Raw genomic sequence first — 16,451 nt, 5'->3', positions numbered from 1 at the left:
AACGATGAAAACAGTATTATTAACAGGGTTCGATCCGTTCGGCGGAGAAAGTATCAATCCAGCTTGGGAAGTCGCAAAAAGCTTACATGAAAAAACAATCGGAGAGTACAAGATTATAAGTAAACAAGTTCCAACTGTATTTCATAAATCAATAAAAGTTTTAAAAGAATATATAGAAGAACTGTCGCCGGAAATGATTATATGTATCGGACAAGCTGGGGGTAGACCAGATATTACGATAGAGCGTGTCGCAATTAATATTGATGATGCAAGAATTGCTGACAATGAAGGGAATCAGCCGGTGGATGTACCGGTTGTTGAGGAAGGACCTGCTGCCTATTGGTCCACGCTCCCAATGAAAGCAATCGTAAAAAAACTTCGCGAAGAAGGCATACCGTCATCTGTTTCACAAACGGCAGGTACATTCGTTTGTAATCACTTATTCTATGGACTTATGTATGAACTAGAAAAACATGATATGAAAATAAAAGGCGGATTCATTCACATTCCGTTCTTACCAGAACAAGCGAGTAGCTACCCAGGGCAACCGAGTATGTCACTTTCTACTATTAGTAAAGGGGTAGAGTTGGCAATCGAAGTAACGACGGAAGTAGAGGTAGATATTGTAGAAATTGGGGGCGCGACGCATTAAGTAAAGTGAAATGTACAACACCTCCTGTAAACAACTGGTATAATAAGTATAGGAATATACATAGAGGTGATTTTTGTGCAATTTGAAGAAGTTCGTTCAATTTTAGAAAAAGCGAAGAAAATTACTGTATTAACAGGCGCAGGAGCCAGTACAGAAAGTGGCATCCCAGATTTCCGTTCAGCAAATGGGTTGTATGCTGATGCGAATGTGGAGATGTACTTATCGAGAGGGTACTATAACAGAAGTCCGAAAGAGTTTTGGAAGCATTATAAAGAAATATTTCAAATTAATACGTTTCATCAATATAAAGCTAATCGTGGACATCGCTTTTTAGCTGAGCTAGAAGAACAAGGAAAAGATATAACAATTTTAACGCAAAATATCGACGGTTTACATCAATTAGGTGGTAGTAAACATGTCATTGATTTACACGGAACACTTCAAACAGCACATTGTCCGAAGTGTAAAACGGGTTATGATTTACAATATATGATTGATCATGAAGTACCGCGCTGCGAGAAGTGTAATTTCATTTTAAATCCAGATGTTGTTTTATACGGAGATACACTGCCGCAATATCAAAATGCGATTACACGTTTATATGAAACAGATGTGTTTCTCGTTATGGGAACGTCATTAAAAGTACAGCCTGTCGCATCTTTCCCGGAAATTGCAAAGAGGGAAATTGGAGCAACAACCATTTTAGTAAATGAAGAGTTAACAGGGCAGGAATATAACTTTGATTTTGTTTTTCGACAAAAGATTGGTGAATTTGTTGAAGGGTTATCTTCAAATAAATAAGTTATCGTAAAAAAACTGAGGTGCAATGTATCTACCTCAGTTTTTTGTATTCATGATATTGTATTGTAAGGGGAATGGTAATAAATAGGATGCAAAATCCGAAAACTGAAAATTAAATCTTTTCTTTCTTTTGTAACTAATATAAAATTCTATATATATCATATAAATAAATTTGATACATAATGAGTTATCCCGTTATTTGCGAGCAGTAAGACTCCCATCTGAAAAATTCGGCACAGGCGAAGAAATTAGGTGGAAGATTAACCGCTTGTAAAAGCCCGATTGCTGTGGGCTAATAAACAGAGAACCACTCTGTTTAAAGTTTCAATTTATGCGTAGAAGTTAATAGAATGAAGCGAGGGAGCGAAATGAGACAGAACAAGGAAAAAAAGAAACAGCCGAAAAAGAAAAAGACTCATATTCCATTTCGGTTAAATGTACTATTTTTTATCGTCTTTCTTTTATTTTCAGCTATTATTATTCAACTAGGTAAAGTGCAAATCATTGATGGAGAAACGTATCGAAATGAAGTGAATAAAAAGGAAGATGTGACGGTGAGCACGCCTGTTCCTAGAGGGAAAATGTTTGATCGAGAAGGCAAAGTGATTGTAAATAACAAACCGCTACGAACCGTTACATATACGAAAATGAAAGGAGTAGACTCGAAAGAAGTTTTAAAAGTAGCGAGAGAGTTAGCAGGGCTAATTGAAATGTCGCAAGAGGATATGGATAAGTTAACAGAGACAGATAAAAAAGATTTTTGGATGCAGTTAAATGAAAAAAGGGCTGCAGAAAAAGTAACGAAAGCAGATGAGAGTAAATTTAGGAAGCAGGAAATAGAAGGGAAAGAATTAGATAAAAAAGTAGAAGAGTTGCGTCGGGAGAGAATTACACAAGAAGAATTAAAGGAGCTTTCAAAAGATGATTTAGAAGTATTAGCAATTAAAAGTAAAATGAATACGGGATATAAAATGACGCCGCAAATCGTTAAAAAAGATGTAAATCAAAATGAATATGCAATCGTTAGTGAAAGATTAGCAAGCTTGCCGGGGGTAGATACGACAGTAGATTGGGAACGTGAATATCCAAATGATAAAATCCTTCGTTCTATACTTGGTAGCGTTTCTAATGAAAATGAGGGATTGCCAAGAGAACAATTAGAGTATTATTTAGTTCGTGATTACAACCGAAATGATCGTATTGGTAAGAGTTACATCGAAAAGCAATACGAAGATGCATTACATGGGATGAAAGAACAATCTAGAAATATTACAGATAAAGCAGGGAATATTATTCGGACTGAAAAAGTGACTGAAGGAAAAAGTGGAAATAACTTAATGTTAACGGTTGATATGGATTTGCAAAAAAAGGTAGAGGAAAGTCTTGAAAAAAATTTACGAGCGTTTCATTCTTCAGAACCGATGATGGATCGTGCTTTCGTTGTAATGATGAATCCGAAAAACGGTCAAATTTTATCAATGGCAGGAAAGAAAATTGTAAATAAAGATGGCGTGATGCAAATAGAAGACTACGCATTAGGGACGATGACAAGTTCCTATGAGTTAGGATCAACTGTGAAAGGGGCTACTTTATTATCTGGATACCAAGCAGAAGCGATTAAACCGTTTACGCATTTCTTTGATGCGCCAATGTACTTTAAAGGAAGTACTAAGCCGAAAAAATCATGGAAAGATTTTGGTGATATTGATGATTTAAGAGCTTTACAAGTTTCGTCGAACGTTTATATGTTTAATACAGCATTAAAAATGGCGGGGATTAATTATGTGCCAAACAATCCGTTAGATATTAAACAAGAGACATTTAATAAAATGCGTTACTATTTTAGACAATTTGGTTTAGGTGTATCGACTGGTATTGACTTGCCAAATGAATCAATTGGTCAAATGGGTAGAACTGATAATATACCAGGCTTTTTACTTGATTATGCAATTGGACAATATGATACATATACACCGCTACAGCTTGCTCAATATATTTCAACAATTGCAAATGGCGGTTACCGAATGAAACCACAAATTGTGCAAGAAATTAGAGAGCAGCCAAACCGCCCAGAGGATGTCGGAAAAGTTATTCGATCAATTGAACCGGTTGTTTTAAATCGAGTGGATATGGACACGTCATACATTAATCATGTAAAAGAAGGGTTTAGAAGAGTTTTTCAAGAAGCTGACGGAACAGGTACAGGAACGTTTAAAGGCTTACCGTATAAACCAGCTGGAAAAACAGGAACAGCTGAGACGGTATATGGTGGAGAAAGTGATATTGGAAGAGATGAGAACTATAACCGAAAAAAATGTTATAATTTAACTCTTGCCGGCTATGCGCCATATGATGCTGATCCGGAAGTAGCTTTTTCAGTTGTTGTACCATGGGTGAATAATGATAAATCAGGGGTTAATTCCGCGATTGGTAAAGAAATTTTGGATGCGTATTTTGACTTGAAAGCGAAAAGATCAAATGCAAATTCAGTCCCGGTAGAACAGCCGAACAAGGCCCAGTAAAAATAATATCACTGCACAGGAATATATTGTGCAGTGATATATTTTTTGAGTTATTTTATAAGGTGGGAATGGATATGAAAGAGGAGATTAAGAGAGGTTGGGGGAAGTACATACTATTTATACTTGTTATGGTAATAGCCTATCATTCTTTTACGTTATGTAAGGTAGAAGGGAAATCCATGCAGCCGACTTTAAATGAAGAAGACTACGTATTTGTAAATAAAGCAGCAGTACATTTTTCTAACATACAGCACGGGGAAATTGTCATTATTAAAGAAGAGGACGAATCGAAATATTATGTGAAAAGGGTAATAGGGCTACCTGGTGACGTAATTAACATAACGAATGGAACTGTATATGTAAATGATAAAAAACAAGTAGAGCCGTATACAAATAAAGATTTATTCAACAATACACAAGTATTTTACAATTTCCAAAAGACAAAGATTCCACCAAATAAGCTATTTGTCATGGGAGATAACCGTGAACTTAGTAGGGATAGTCGCAATGGCTTAGGATATATTGAAGAAGATAACGTGATAGGAAAAGTAGAATTTGTGTATTATCCTTTTTCAAAAATGAAAATTATAGAATAAGTGGGGAATTCATAAAGCCCCACTTATTAAAGTTTCACTTTATTTTCTTTAAAAAACCTTTTGGATTAAAAGATATGAAAAATTTATGTTTAGATTCATCGATTATGAAATTGTTATTTTTAGCTAAAAACTCTTCCACGGCTTCCATCGGGCCAGGGCCCCAATCTGGAAGGAGAGGATTTCCGTTAATACATGTATCCTCTACAATAATGTAACTACCAGTGGTTACAATAGATTTATAAAGTAAAAGTTCTTTTGATACATGTTCTTTACTATGATCAGAATCTAAAATAACTAAAATCACATCATCAGGTTTGCGCATACTTACTATTGTTTGGACGGCCTGCACAGAAACAGAAGATGCTGTTAAATACGTAATCCGATTATGTGATGGCCGATTTGGCTGCGGAGTTATATCGATAGTAAGTACGTGACCTTTTCCGATTAAATCTAACATAGAAGCTAAATACAGTGCACTACCACCATGAAAAGTCCCGCATTCAATAATTAAATCGGGCTTTAATTCATAAATGATTTCTTGATACAAAAAGAGATCAGAGGGAAGTTTGCAGATGGGAACACCGAACCAGTAGGTATCTTTTAACCAAACGTGGCTGTCGTAATACTGTTTTAAAAATTCACTGCTTGTAGTATCGATTTTAAATGCTCCTTTCTAAAAAGGATTCTTTCGTTTGACGTAAAGTATTTACGTATGAAAGTTGTACTATATATTATGTGATAAGGAATTGTAAGGCGAGTGTTTTCACTTGAAAATAAGCAAAATAACTCATGTGGAAAATCAATTGCTTACAAAAGAAGGTGTAATTGAAAGGAAATGATAGTATGTATACATACACAATTTGCTTCATTAGAAAAGGAAATAAAATACTCTTACTAAATAGAAATAAAAAGCCGAATATGGGAATGTGGAATGGTGTTGGGGGAAAAATTGAAGATAATGAAACGCCATATGAAGGAATAATTAGAGAAACGCTTGAGGAAACGGGCATAGATCTCCAAAGTGTAACGTATAAGGGGAATGTTGGTTTTAAAGATAAAGACGAGCCTCTGGCTAGTGAAGGAATGTATGTATTCCTTGCTGATTTGCCAGAGGGAGTACAAATGGATACACCGTTAAGTACTGATGAAGGTATATTAGAGTGGAAGGAAATTGGATGGATATTAGATGAGAATAATAGAGGTGTAGTTAGTAATTTACCAAAATACTTACCGCTAATATTAACAGAAGAAAATATGTTAGAGCATATATTCACGTACGATAACCGGAATATTATTAATTACACAACTGCATTTTTGACAGAAGATGATGCGAACAAACGATATGAAAAACAACTCGTTTCTCAATAGAAGATAGGATGAAAAACTACACTTATACTTTAGTTAAAAAAATATATATGTTAGGTGATTACATGCTGAAAAAATATACTTTATTAGCCAAAGTTGTAACACAAACTTTCGTTACTTAAATTAAAACAAAAAAGAGATGGCATATCCATCTCTTTTTTGTTTTCGTATGCTCCATGATTAGTTGCGAATCGCTTTAATGATAAAGCGATGTTGCTTCACATCAAAATAGCCTTTTTGCAACATAATCTCATGTATGCGATATAATTCCTCATAATACCTTTCGACAGTAAAATCAGGAATTTGCCACGGAATCGCTTTTAAATAATAGACGATAGCGCCAATATCATAAAAGCGTTGAAGAGGGAATTCTTCCTTTGCATCTAAAATAGTAAATCCATTTTCCTTTAGCTCATTACAGGCAGTTTCGAGTGACCAACTTGCAAATTCGCTATTTAGTGGTGTGCCAAACTGCTTATTAAGTTCTGCGCAATCAAGACCACCAGCTTGTTGTGTAAGAAATATTCCATTAGGAGAAAGGATTCGGTTTACCTCAGAAGCAGCATAGGATTCATGTTGGTTCACAATTAAATCAAATTGAGCATCTTGAAGCGGTAGGGCAGCATCATCCTTTACTTCTACAACAATAACCCCTAAAGGCTCTAATTTCTTTCGGGAAATTGGCACGTTTGGAGCGTAGCCCTCAGTAGCATAAATAGTTGGCGGGAACGGTTGTAACATAGATAAAAGCTCTCCACCGCCAGTGCCCATATCTAGCATTGATTTTGCGTGTTGTATAAGCTGGAAAGCAGTGCTACCGTACGACCACGATAAAGGCTCACTTTTCATTCGACCCGTTTCTGAAATGAAAGAAAAATCCCAGCCGCTAAAATTTGTATTTGCACTGTCTAATAAAGTTAAAAATAATGGATCACGTTTCATAATTGTACCCTCCTATTTTGTAAATGAATGATATGATGAGAAAAGTAAAAAGGAGGACCTCTTATAAAAGTGAAACGGATTTACGTTTCGTGTTCGAATAGATGCATATAAATTCGCTCCTTGCGAGAATGATTATTTATATATTCGGGATTTTTGAGTGGAATTCCTTTGAAATATAAAGAGAAGGTAGATATTTAATGGAAAATTGGATTGAGTTTACAGATAAAGAGTACGATCGAATTTGGGATAAAGTATATAGTGACTATGAATTTTCACCAAGTGTTTCAATATTTCCATCGTTTAAAGTACCAGGACCGTTTATCACATATGACATCTCTCATTATTTTGGAGAATCGGTAGATTTAAATGTATATGATGAACTTGAAGAAAAAGCATTAAAAGTTTTCAAAGAGAATACAGCATTGAATGAATATATGATGGCACTAGAATGGCAACATGAGTGTTATTGGGTAAATCTACACTTAGAGTTTGAAAGAAATGAATTTTATGAGTGGCGTATACCAATATTTCCGAATGGTGATTACTATTTCTTTATTCAGAAAGACTTTAAGTGGGGGTATTTAGGCCATCCTTGGGAGAAGAGTATAACGATATTTGGAAAAGAAATAATAGAGAGTTTTAAACAAAATAAACCGGAAATGTTTCAAAATATTTTAAGGCAGGGATAATGTTTTAAAGAGAAAAAACGCTTATACTTCATTCTTGAAGCATAAGCGTTTTTGTTTTGGCCGTTTTCATTTAAAAATACTTAAAAATAAAAATCTTTTGGTAAAGTACCATTTTTTATCACCGTTCTTAACCCATGTTTTATAATCCAAGGGTTAACAGGATGCTGTTTATCACGTAATTGCTGCAACCATTGAAAAACGAGTTCTTTATCTTCCTTCGTAATATCGTTAATATGATTGGCTACAGATTTTTGAACATACTTAGAAGGGTCATTCATTAATGGTTCAAGAAGCTGTAAATTGTTCTTAAAGTTACCTTTTAGAGCTCCTGTTTTTTTTGCCCAAGGAAGCCTTGGTCTTGTACCTTCAGAAATTAGTCTCCTAATGTGGCTGTTTTCGTCATGAATCCACTGTTGTAAAATATTTAGTGTGTCTTCATGGTACGTTTCAAGAAAAGGCCGAATGGCATATTCAGCAGTATTCCTTTTTGTTATTTCATACATTGCATGGAATGAGGAGTCAAAATCGTTAAGCCCATATTTTTCAACGTATTTTGCGATAGGCATGTACATATAGCCGTTTGTAAATGTACCTACTTCTGTTGTATTTTCTGGTCCCAATGTTTTCAGTAATATATGTATTGCTTCATTAAAATCTTTTTGTAAAGCATTGTGTAATTCATCTGCTATTACTTCAATCCGTTGCTTTAACTCTAAACCTTCAACTTTACATGTTACGGAGGCTATAAAGTTTTTTTTAGAGAAAGTAGAATCGTGTTTACAAATAGAATCAGCCATTTTTTCTGCTAATTCATCATTAAATAAAAATTTTAATGGAACGTATTTACCCATTTTTCCACCTCATTGGTCAGTTGAAAATAATTTTTATTTTTTAATCGACAATCCATAAACTAACGTCTCACTAGGAGTCGTAATACTAAAACCAGTCGTCTTATAATCAAGTTTCACTGTATCACCAGTGTAATCTTTCGTGAATGAGTCCATTTGTACAATAAGCATTTCATCCTCATATACAATATCATCTGCATTGTATGTATCCCAAACTAAATCAACATCAACGAAAATGCTACAAGAGTTTGTCATTGTTCCTCTAATGCGAATGATCTTTTTATCTTCACGTTCTAATCTATGTATAGCTGCCTTTGCTTCATCAGTAATACGAATGTTCATTGTATCCCAACCTTTATTTTTATTTCTTTTATTATTGCAAAAACAAAAGAAATAGGGAAGTAAAGAGAATTGTAAAAAAAACGAGCAAACAAAATTGTTTGCTCGCTCTACTTTATTTTAGTTCACATTTATCAAGTGGAATCACTTTTGTTTTCTTTGTAAATTTATATCCTAACCATAGTACTAAGAAGAGCGGTAAACCGATGTAAGAAACGAGTACGCCGTTCCAATCGATTGATTCACCCATAAATGCGCCGTAGTTTTGTCCTAAAATTACGATGACGCAAAGTGTAAATGCGAAGATTGGACCGAATGGGAACCATTTTGCTCTATATGGTAAGTCTTTTAAATCTTTTCCTTGTGCGATATATGCTTTACGGAAGCGGTAATGACTAATTGCAATACCAACCCATGCGATAAAGCCAGACATACCAGAAGCGTTTAATAACCAAATATATACAACACCGTCACCGAATAAAGAAGCGATGAAAGCGACGCTACCAACTACTGATGTTGCGATTAGAGCGTTAACAGGTACACCACGGCTATCTAATTTGCCTAAAAACTTCGGTGCTTTTCCTTGACGAGCTAAATCCCAAAGCATACGAGTTGATGCGTACATGCCAGAGTTACCAGCAGATAAAACTGCCGTTAAAATAACAGCGTTCATAACAGAAGCAGCAAAGGCAACGCCCGCTTTTTCAAATACAAGTGTAAATGGACTTACTGTAACATCACTTGCTGCAAGACTTTCAGTTGTATAAGGAATTAATAAACCGATAACGAGAATTGCAAGGATATAGAATAAAAGAATGCGCCAAAAGATCGAACGAATTGCTTTTGGGATATTGCGTTCTGGATCAGACGTTTCACCAGCAGCTACACCTAATAATTCAGTTCCTTGGAAGGAGAAACCAGCAGCCATAAATACACCGATAATTGCCATGATACCGCCGTTAAATGGAGCATCTGCAACAGTGAAGTTTTTAAAGCCGACAGATTCGCCGCCCATAATTCCAAAAATCATCATGAAGCCGACAATTAAGAAGATAATAATAGTAACTACTTTAATAAGTGCGAACCAATATTCAGATTCACCAAAACCTTTAACAGATAAATAGTTTAAGAGAAAAATAATAGCTAAGCATAATCCACTCCAAATGAGGGAAGGGGTATCAGGGAACCAAAATTTCATAATTAATGTTACGGCCGCTAGTTCTGCCGCAATTGTAATCGCCCAGTTATACCAATAGTTCCATCCAAGTGCAAAGCCAAGTGATGGATCAACAAATTTTGTTGCATACGTGCTAAAAGATCCAGTAACAGGCATATATGCTGCAAGTTCAGCTAAGCTTGTCATTAAGAAATACACCATAATTCCAATTGCGGCGTATGCGATTAGTGCACCGCCAGGACCAGCTGAATGGATTACACCACCGCTGGCAAGAAATAGTCCGGTACCGATTGTACCACCGAGAGAAATCATCGTAAGGTGACGAGATTTTAATCCGCGTTTTAATTCACCTTGTCCTTGTGTAGTTTGCGTTTTAGAGGTAGATTGATTTGTTGCGCTATTCATGTTCAACACTCCTTTTCTTGTAGGTTAGGAAGGAGCGGGGGAGAAAAATACAAAAAACCGCCAAAGGAATTAGGCGGAACGTTTCACAAATAACCACCCCATCATACCCTTCCGTTAAGATAGCACCCCACGTTTACACGGTAATTTTGTAAACGTGACAGTTCTGTTCCTTTCGGAGACAGCCCCAGCTCATACTTCCAGAGAAGAAATACAAACTTCGGCAACTTTTCCTTTCAAACGGAGTCAGTGACATTCTCTGTGTCTCGTCCGTTTTACTTTTAAAAGTTGCAACCTCTACCTCATCGGATTGATGAGGATTTATATATTGCTAAGATATTTAATATATGGCAATTGTAATGAGTTTCTGAATATATTGCAAGGAATTTTGTTAGGAAAAGTCAAAAAATATCGGTTATTGTATAGGAAACGCTTGCATAACTCCACCCGAACCTACTATTATGTAGCAATAAACAAAGAAAAAATTGTTATACAAATGTTTCGCAAAAAATAATGAAAAACCCTTTAAAATTAAAAGAAAATTCAGAAATATAATTCGACATAACGATTGAAGGGTATCACTTCTTTTATTTTGTTCTAAAGAAAAAACATATGTGCAAATTAAAAGATTGAATATTCTTTCTTTTTTGTAGTAAAATTGAAGTACTGTTTAATTAAAAAGGGGACATCGTTATGAAATTAGAAACAGAAAGATTACATATTATCCCGTGTACGGAAGAATGGGTTCAGATTGTGAAGAATCAAGGATACAATAGCGGCCCGCATATTGCAGGGCATGTAGAAAGTGTAAAACAAGACGCAGCTTTATTACCTTGGGGTGCGTGGTATGTCATTCGAAAAGAAGATGACATCGTACTAGGGGATATAGGATTTAAAGGGAAACCGAACGAGAAACGTACAGTAGAAATTGGTTACGGTTTTATTGAGAAATATTGGAATAAAGGGTATGCTACAGAATCTGTAGATGAATTAATAAAGTGGGCTTTCCAGACAGGAAAGGTAGATACAATTATTGCGGAGACACTCCTTGAAAATGGTAGTTCGATTCGTGTATTAGAGAAATTACATATGAAGAGAGTAGATACAACAGATACGATGATTAATTGGAAAATAGAAAAATAAAAAATACCGCTCGATATAGTTCGAGCGGTATTTTTTATCATTATGGTAGCATTTGTTTTTGATCTTTCGGATAGCCGCCTGTTGATGGGTTAGAACGATTGGAATGATTACGGACAGCAATGAAAATAGAAATAATAACGACAAGACCAACTGCCACGTAAGAAAGTGAAATAATAGTTGGATCCACTTTAAATGTTGTAAGTAGTGTACGAATATTCGTAAAGATAATAAGGCCACCAACTAATACCCCAAGTAAATGAGGTGGAACGATACGTACTAACCATGCGGCAATTGGAGCTGCGACAATACCGCCAAGCATTAAGGCGAATACCCAAACCCAGCTTACTTGTTCCCAGCCAAGTGAGATGAAGAAACCAATTGTTGCAGCGAGCGAAACAGGAAACTCACTCGTATCTACAGATCCAATAACTTTTCTAGCTTCATTTCCTCTTGCTAGCAGTACAGGTGTCGTAATTGGACCCCAGCCACCGCCACCAGTTGAATCGACGAATCCAGCGAATAAGCCGAGTGGCACAAGTTGTTTGGCAGACATGCGCTTTTTGGAAGTAACAATTTGTTTTTGAATAATGAATCGTAATAAAATATAAACGCCTAAAGTGAATAAAAATATTGAAATGTACGGTTTAATCACATCGCCAGGTAAATTACTTAAAAAACATGCCCCAACAAATGCCCCAATTGCTCCGGGTAATGTTAATCTGGAAACTGTATATTTATCAACGTTTCCAAATTTGATGTGCGATGCACCAGAAGCTGCGGTTGTAACGACTTCAGCTAAGTGAACAGATGCGGATGCTACAGCTGGTGCAATACCAAACATTAATAATAGTGAGGTAGATGTTACCCCATACGCCATTCCAAGTGCCCCATCAATCAATTGAGCGAAAAATCCAATAATAGCAAAGACAATTAATTTCTGCATAAATAATCCCCCTGTAATAATAAATGAAAAAAGCACTTTTCCCGTATGAGAAAAGTGCCTTTGGTTTTTCCAATCAGCAATAATTAAATTTGTTTCATTATAATACATATTAATCATATAAATCAACTAGGTTTTTGAGTTTTTTGAATTGAATGAAAGAAAAATAAAATATACAATAAAAGGATGGAGAGAAAGGGGAGAAAGACATGATACGATTTGATCATCTCGTTCACGCAGTGCCTTGTACACCGGAGGAAGGAGCAAAACAAATGCAAGAGCGTGGATTTCATACTGTATTAGGCGGAGAGCATACGAACTGGGGAACTTGGAATAGTTTATGTTATTTTGATTTATCATACATAGAATTTTTAGCTGTGCAGCATGAAGAAAAAGCGAAAGAAGCAGAAAATCCATTAGTACAAGAAACGGTGGTGAAATTACAAAATGGAGAAGGAATGCTACAAATTGCAATTCGAACAGATGCCATTGAAGAATTAGCAGATAAATTTAGTAAATACGGTTTACAAACAATAGGACCATTTGAAGGGAAACGTATGAGAAAAGATGGTCGGCTTTTAGAATGGAAAATGTTATTTGTAAAGCAAGAAGAAAGCGGGCCGAGATTACCTTTTTTTATACAGTGGAATGAAACCGATGAAGAAAGAAGAAACGACTTACGCAACATAGGGACGATCACGGAACATAAAAACAAAGTGCAACACATTGAAGTGATCCATTATGCAGTGAAAAATGTTCGAGACACAGTGCGAAAGTGGAAAGAAGTAATGGGGCTAACTGCAAGTTCAGTCACAAAAAATGAAAAATGGAATGCTGAGTGCCAAAGTGTAGCGTTTGGTGACATTCATGTACAGTTTTGTGAACCGATTGGGGAAGGGCTAGTGAAAGAACACTTGATTAGGAATGGTGAATATCCTTTTGCAGTGGAGTTTAAAGGGGAGAATAAACGAGAGTATGAAGTGTTAGGTAGTTTGTACATATATGAATAGAGGGGATGTTTTGGAAGAAATAGTAAGAGAGATAGAAAGAAAACTAGAGTGGCCCTGTATTGTAAAATGTATAGCCATTACAAAAGGTTTTTCGCATGAGGAGAAATATAAAATTGAACTAGAGAATCGTGAAACGTATTTTGTAAAAGTGTGTGATTCTGCTAATTATGAACGAAAACTAGAAGAATATACGTATATGAAACAAATAGAGTTATTACATATTCCAACGCCCAAGTTAATTCATTTTATAAAACTTGAAGAATTAAATAAATGTGTTCAAGTATTTGAATGGATTGACGGAGTAAATGGTGAAGAGAGCTTACGGAAGTTATCGGTGGAAGAACAGTATGATGTAGGAAGAAAAGCAGGAGAAGTATTAAGGAGAATTCACTCAATTGAAAGAGAAAGTGCAAGTAATAAATGGGAAACATTTAGATGGAATAAATACGAAAGATACATAGAGGCACTAGCAGACTACGAGGTGAATTTTCTGGATTTGAAGCCAGTATTAACCTTTGTAGAAAACCATAAAGATTTATTAAAAAATCGTCCAATCACACTTTTACACGATGATTTCCATCCAGCAAATAGTATGATTCATAACAAGGAGTTTATCGTTATCGATTTTGGTGGATATGATTTTGGCGATCCAATACACGATTTTTATAATGTAGCGATTTTTACTACAAGAATAAGCAAACCATTTGCGGTTGGACAAGTTCACGGTTATTGCGGAGGCGAACCGTCACTTCACTTTTGGCAGCTGTACTCCTTATATGCAGCAATGACATTCCCAGCTGATATCGTTTGGACAAACCGAAGCACACCGCACCTAGTAGATGATATGAAGGAAAGACTAAATGGAATTTTAGAAGAACATAATCATTTTTCGTCCTATGTTCCAAGATGGTATCAATCCTATCATATGGATATAATGAAAAATAAATAACGGAGGGATTCATTTGGATAAAATAGCGGTAATTTCAGATATTCATGGTAATATTCCGGCATTAGAATCTGTGCTGAAAGATATTAAATTAAGAGGAATCGAGCGCATTATTTGTCTTGGAGATTTAGTAGGAAAAGGCCCTCATTCAAGCGAAGTAATTGAAATCATTCGTAAAGAATGCGAAGGCGTTGTAATGGGGAATTGGGATGATTTCATTACAAAACCGACTGAATTTGAAGCATTAAAATGGCATCAAAAACAATTATCAGAAGAACAAAATGACTATTTAAGAAGCTTACCATTTTCGATCGAATTTTTTATGAGCGGAAAACTCATTCGTATGTTTCACGCTTCACCGAGAAGTTTATATGAAAGAATTCAACCACACGCTTCAAGAGAAGAACGTATTAGTATGTTCGAAAATAGTGATCTGACGGAAAATATAGAAGGGGAAAGAAAACCAGATGTCGTTTGCTACGGTGACGTTCACCAAGCGTTCGTTCAAAATTTCAGAGGGAAAACGTTATGTAACGCTGGTAGTGTAGGAAATCCTCTTGAAATTACACAAGCATCCTATTTAATCTTTGAAGGAACGTACAATGAAAAAGAAGCCGCAAGCTTTTCTATTCAACTCGTACGTGTACCGTATGATATTGAATTAGCTATCAGACTAGCAGAAGAACTCGATATGCCAGAAATTGAAGAATACAAACAAGAATTACGGACTGCATTGTATCGAGGGTTTAAGGGGAAGTAAGAAATATGTAAAGCAATAAAACTATATCAACGTTTTGACAAATAGTATCGACTTACCTACAAATAGTGATCAAACGTGTTTAATGTAATTGTATTATGTGAACTGAATTAGGGAGGGAAGATAATGATTCGCCAAAAACGAATGAAAGAAATCGCTAATCATATTTTAAAGTTAAACTTAACGCATCCAATAAGAGTGGGAGTAAGTGGTATTACAGCTTCAGGAAAAACAACATTTGCAAACGAACTAGCAGAGGAAATGAAAAAACGGGGAGTACCAGTAACACGCGCAAGCATTGATGATTTTCATAACCTAAGAGCGATTCGTTATGCACAAGGTAAAGAATCGGCAAGAGGATATTATGAAGATGCACACGATTATTCGGCTTTTAAAGAAAGGTTATTAATGCCTTTAGGGCCAAATGGGAATTTACAGTATGAAACGATTTCTCATAATTTAAAAACGGACCTACCTGTACAAAATGCGCCGTTAGTGGCTCCGCCAAATATGGTGTTAATAGTAGACGGAACGTTTTTATTGAAAAAAGACGTGGAACATTTATTTGATTATAAAATTTTTATAGATACAGATTTTGAGATTGCGAGAAAACGTGGTGCAGAGCGCGAGACGGAGGCTTTTGGAAGTTATGAGAAAGCAGAGAAGATGTTTTTGAATAGGTATCATGCGGCCTGTAAGATGTATATAGATGAGCATAATCCGAAAGAGTGTGTAGATGTTGTATTTGAAAATAGTAAATTTGATGATCCGGTAGTTCTATTTAAAAGACATTAATACAGTTTATATAGGAGGAATGAGCATTTGTTTAGATGGTTTCAAAAAAATAATAAAGTGAATGAATAGGAGGAGGGACAATATTTAGAAATCAAAAATGAACAGATTAATGAACAATTAAAACAAAAAATAATGGAACTAGAGAGTATAAGTGAAGACATTTGCAGTAAGTATCAAAAAATATATGAAGAACGTTTTGCGCAAAATGGTAAATTGAATTTGAAGCTGTCAATTAAAAGAGATATAGACGGTGATGAATTAGAAGAACTAACATCTAATAATTGTTTAGAGTATGAATATAGATCAGAAATTAATTTTGAATATGATGCTTCAAAATTATGGGAAGTCTGTACTATTTCGCTTTGGTACTATTACCAAGGATATCGAAAAAGTAGTAGCATAGGAACACTTTATAGCGGAACGATTAATGAATTAGAAGAAGAAGTTAAAGTAACATTGGAAGAACTGTTACATAGTGAAGATAATTAATGATTCCATTTTATATTGCGTTAAGAATGGGTTTAATT

17 protein-coding genes, 1 pseudogene and 1 riboswitch are annotated in these 16,451 nt (G+C 35.3%); of the genes and pseudogenes, 12 read left to right on the top strand and 6 right to left on the bottom strand.

Annotation, left to right across the window (positions count from 1 at the left end):
• The first annotated feature begins 4 nt into the window (after window positions 1–4).
• From pcp to lepB, 4 genes are all read left to right on the top strand, one after another.
• On the top strand, window positions 5–652 hold the full coding sequence (gene pcp / locus MHH42_RS15320) for a pyroglutamyl-peptidase I (RefSeq protein WP_000859721.1): 648 nt from the start codon (window positions 5–7) through the stop codon (window positions 650–652).
• Between the two features lie 75 nt (window positions 653–727).
• Window positions 728–1,453, top strand: coding sequence for an NAD-dependent protein deacylase (locus MHH42_RS15315; protein ID WP_001159146.1), 726 nt, complete (start codon window positions 728–730; stop codon window positions 1,451–1,453).
• Between the two features lie 368 nt (window positions 1,454–1,821).
• Window positions 1,822–3,975: a peptidoglycan D,D-transpeptidase FtsI family protein gene (locus tag MHH42_RS15310; RefSeq protein WP_070173409.1), complete on the top strand. Its 2,154-nt coding sequence runs from the start codon at window positions 1,822–1,824 to the stop codon at window positions 3,973–3,975.
• 74 nt (window positions 3,976–4,049) lie between these two features.
• Window positions 4,050–4,571: a signal peptidase I gene (gene lepB / locus MHH42_RS15305; RefSeq protein ID WP_000656825.1), complete on the top strand. Its 522-nt coding sequence runs from the start codon at window positions 4,050–4,052 to the stop codon at window positions 4,569–4,571.
• A gap of 34 nt (window positions 4,572–4,605) precedes the next feature.
• On the opposite strand, the gene MHH42_RS15300 is transcribed toward lepB, so the two are convergent.
• Window positions 4,606–5,229 (bottom strand): cephalosporin hydroxylase family protein, encoded by a 624-nt coding sequence (locus MHH42_RS15300; protein ID WP_073990597.1) that lies wholly within the window; start codon window positions 5,227–5,229, stop codon window positions 4,606–4,608.
• Window positions 5,230–5,414: 185 nt separating this feature from the next.
• Here MHH42_RS15300 and MHH42_RS15295 point away from each other — a divergent pair, with 185 nt between their 5' ends.
• Entirely contained in the window at window positions 5,415–5,939 is a 525-nt protein-coding gene (locus MHH42_RS15295) for an NUDIX hydrolase (protein ID WP_023440973.1), read from the top strand.
• A 177-nt stretch (window positions 5,940–6,116) separates the two neighbouring features.
• On the opposite strand, the gene MHH42_RS15290 is transcribed toward MHH42_RS15295, so the two are convergent.
• Complete coding sequence (locus tag MHH42_RS15290; RefSeq protein ID WP_000817558.1) at window positions 6,117–6,878, bottom strand: class I SAM-dependent methyltransferase; 762 nt, start codon at window positions 6,876–6,878, stop codon at window positions 6,117–6,119.
• A gap of 197 nt (window positions 6,879–7,075) precedes the next feature.
• Between MHH42_RS15290 and MHH42_RS15285 the strand changes: the two genes are divergently transcribed.
• A complete protein-coding gene (locus MHH42_RS15285; protein WP_070173407.1) occupies window positions 7,076–7,567 on the top strand; it encodes a DUF2716 domain-containing protein in 492 nt (163 codons plus the stop codon).
• Between the two features lie 80 nt (window positions 7,568–7,647).
• Here the strand turns inward: MHH42_RS15285 and MHH42_RS15280 are convergent, their stop codons facing one another.
• The 3 genes from MHH42_RS15280 to MHH42_RS15270 all read right to left on the bottom strand — a co-directional run bounded on the left by MHH42_RS15280 (window position 7,648) and on the right by MHH42_RS15270 (window position 10,336).
• Window positions 7,648–8,418, bottom strand: coding sequence for a DNA alkylation repair protein (locus MHH42_RS15280; protein ID WP_000521685.1), 771 nt, complete (start codon window positions 8,416–8,418; stop codon window positions 7,648–7,650).
• A 33-nt stretch (window positions 8,419–8,451) separates the two neighbouring features.
• Window positions 8,452–8,757: an iron-sulfur cluster biosynthesis family protein gene (locus tag MHH42_RS15275; RefSeq protein WP_001026186.1), complete on the bottom strand. Its 306-nt coding sequence runs from the start codon at window positions 8,755–8,757 to the stop codon at window positions 8,452–8,454.
• 112 nt (window positions 8,758–8,869) lie between these two features.
• A complete protein-coding gene (locus MHH42_RS15270) occupies window positions 8,870–10,336 on the bottom strand; it encodes an amino acid permease (protein WP_070173406.1) in 1,467 nt (488 codons plus the stop codon).
• A gap of 112 nt (window positions 10,337–10,448) precedes the next feature.
• Window positions 10,449–10,641: riboswitch (Lysine riboswitch) on the bottom strand.
• 385 nt (window positions 10,642–11,026) lie between these two features.
• Between MHH42_RS15270 and MHH42_RS15265 the strand changes: the two genes are divergently transcribed.
• Complete coding sequence (locus tag MHH42_RS15265) at window positions 11,027–11,476, top strand: GNAT family N-acetyltransferase (protein ID WP_070173405.1); 450 nt, start codon at window positions 11,027–11,029, stop codon at window positions 11,474–11,476.
• Window positions 11,477–11,516: 40 nt separating this feature from the next.
• Here MHH42_RS15265 and MHH42_RS15260 read toward each other — a convergent pair whose 3' ends face one another.
• Window positions 11,517–12,527: a sulfite exporter TauE/SafE family protein gene (locus MHH42_RS15260; RefSeq protein WP_016108694.1), complete on the bottom strand. Its 1,011-nt coding sequence runs from the start codon at window positions 12,525–12,527 to the stop codon at window positions 11,517–11,519.
• 98 nt (window positions 12,528–12,625) lie between these two features.
• Here MHH42_RS15260 and MHH42_RS15255 point away from each other — a divergent pair, with 98 nt between their 5' ends.
• The 5 genes and pseudogenes from MHH42_RS15255 to MHH42_RS15235 all read left to right on the top strand — a co-directional run bounded on the left by MHH42_RS15255 (window position 12,626) and on the right by MHH42_RS15235 (window position 16,413).
• Window positions 12,626–13,426, top strand: coding sequence for a VOC family protein (locus tag MHH42_RS15255; RefSeq protein WP_070173404.1), 801 nt, complete (start codon window positions 12,626–12,628; stop codon window positions 13,424–13,426).
• A 10-nt stretch (window positions 13,427–13,436) separates the two neighbouring features.
• The gene (locus MHH42_RS15250; protein ID WP_002043928.1) at window positions 13,437–14,375 is read left to right on the top strand and encodes an aminoglycoside phosphotransferase family protein; all 939 of its coding nucleotides are present in this window, start codon (window positions 13,437–13,439) and stop codon (window positions 14,373–14,375) included.
• Window positions 14,376–14,388: 13 nt separating this feature from the next.
• A complete protein-coding gene (locus MHH42_RS15245; protein ID WP_000357624.1) occupies window positions 14,389–15,132 on the top strand; it encodes a metallophosphoesterase family protein in 744 nt (247 codons plus the stop codon).
• 123 nt (window positions 15,133–15,255) lie between these two features.
• Window positions 15,256–15,924, top strand: a complete 669-nt coding sequence (locus tag MHH42_RS15240) for a uridine kinase (RefSeq protein WP_016108692.1) — start codon at window positions 15,256–15,258, stop codon at window positions 15,922–15,924.
• Between the two features lie 27 nt (window positions 15,925–15,951).
• Window positions 15,952–16,413, top strand: a pseudogene (locus MHH42_RS15235) (hypothetical protein).
• The last annotated feature ends 38 nt before the right edge of the window (window positions 16,414–16,451 follow it).

Origin of the sequence: Bacillus sp. FSL L8-0099, from assembly GCF_038006385.1 — a bacterium.
GTDB classification, from domain to species: Bacteria; Bacillota; Bacilli; order Bacillales; family Bacillaceae_G; genus Bacillus_A; species Bacillus_A toyonensis.
This window is presented reverse-complemented; position numbering and strand designations above follow the sequence as displayed.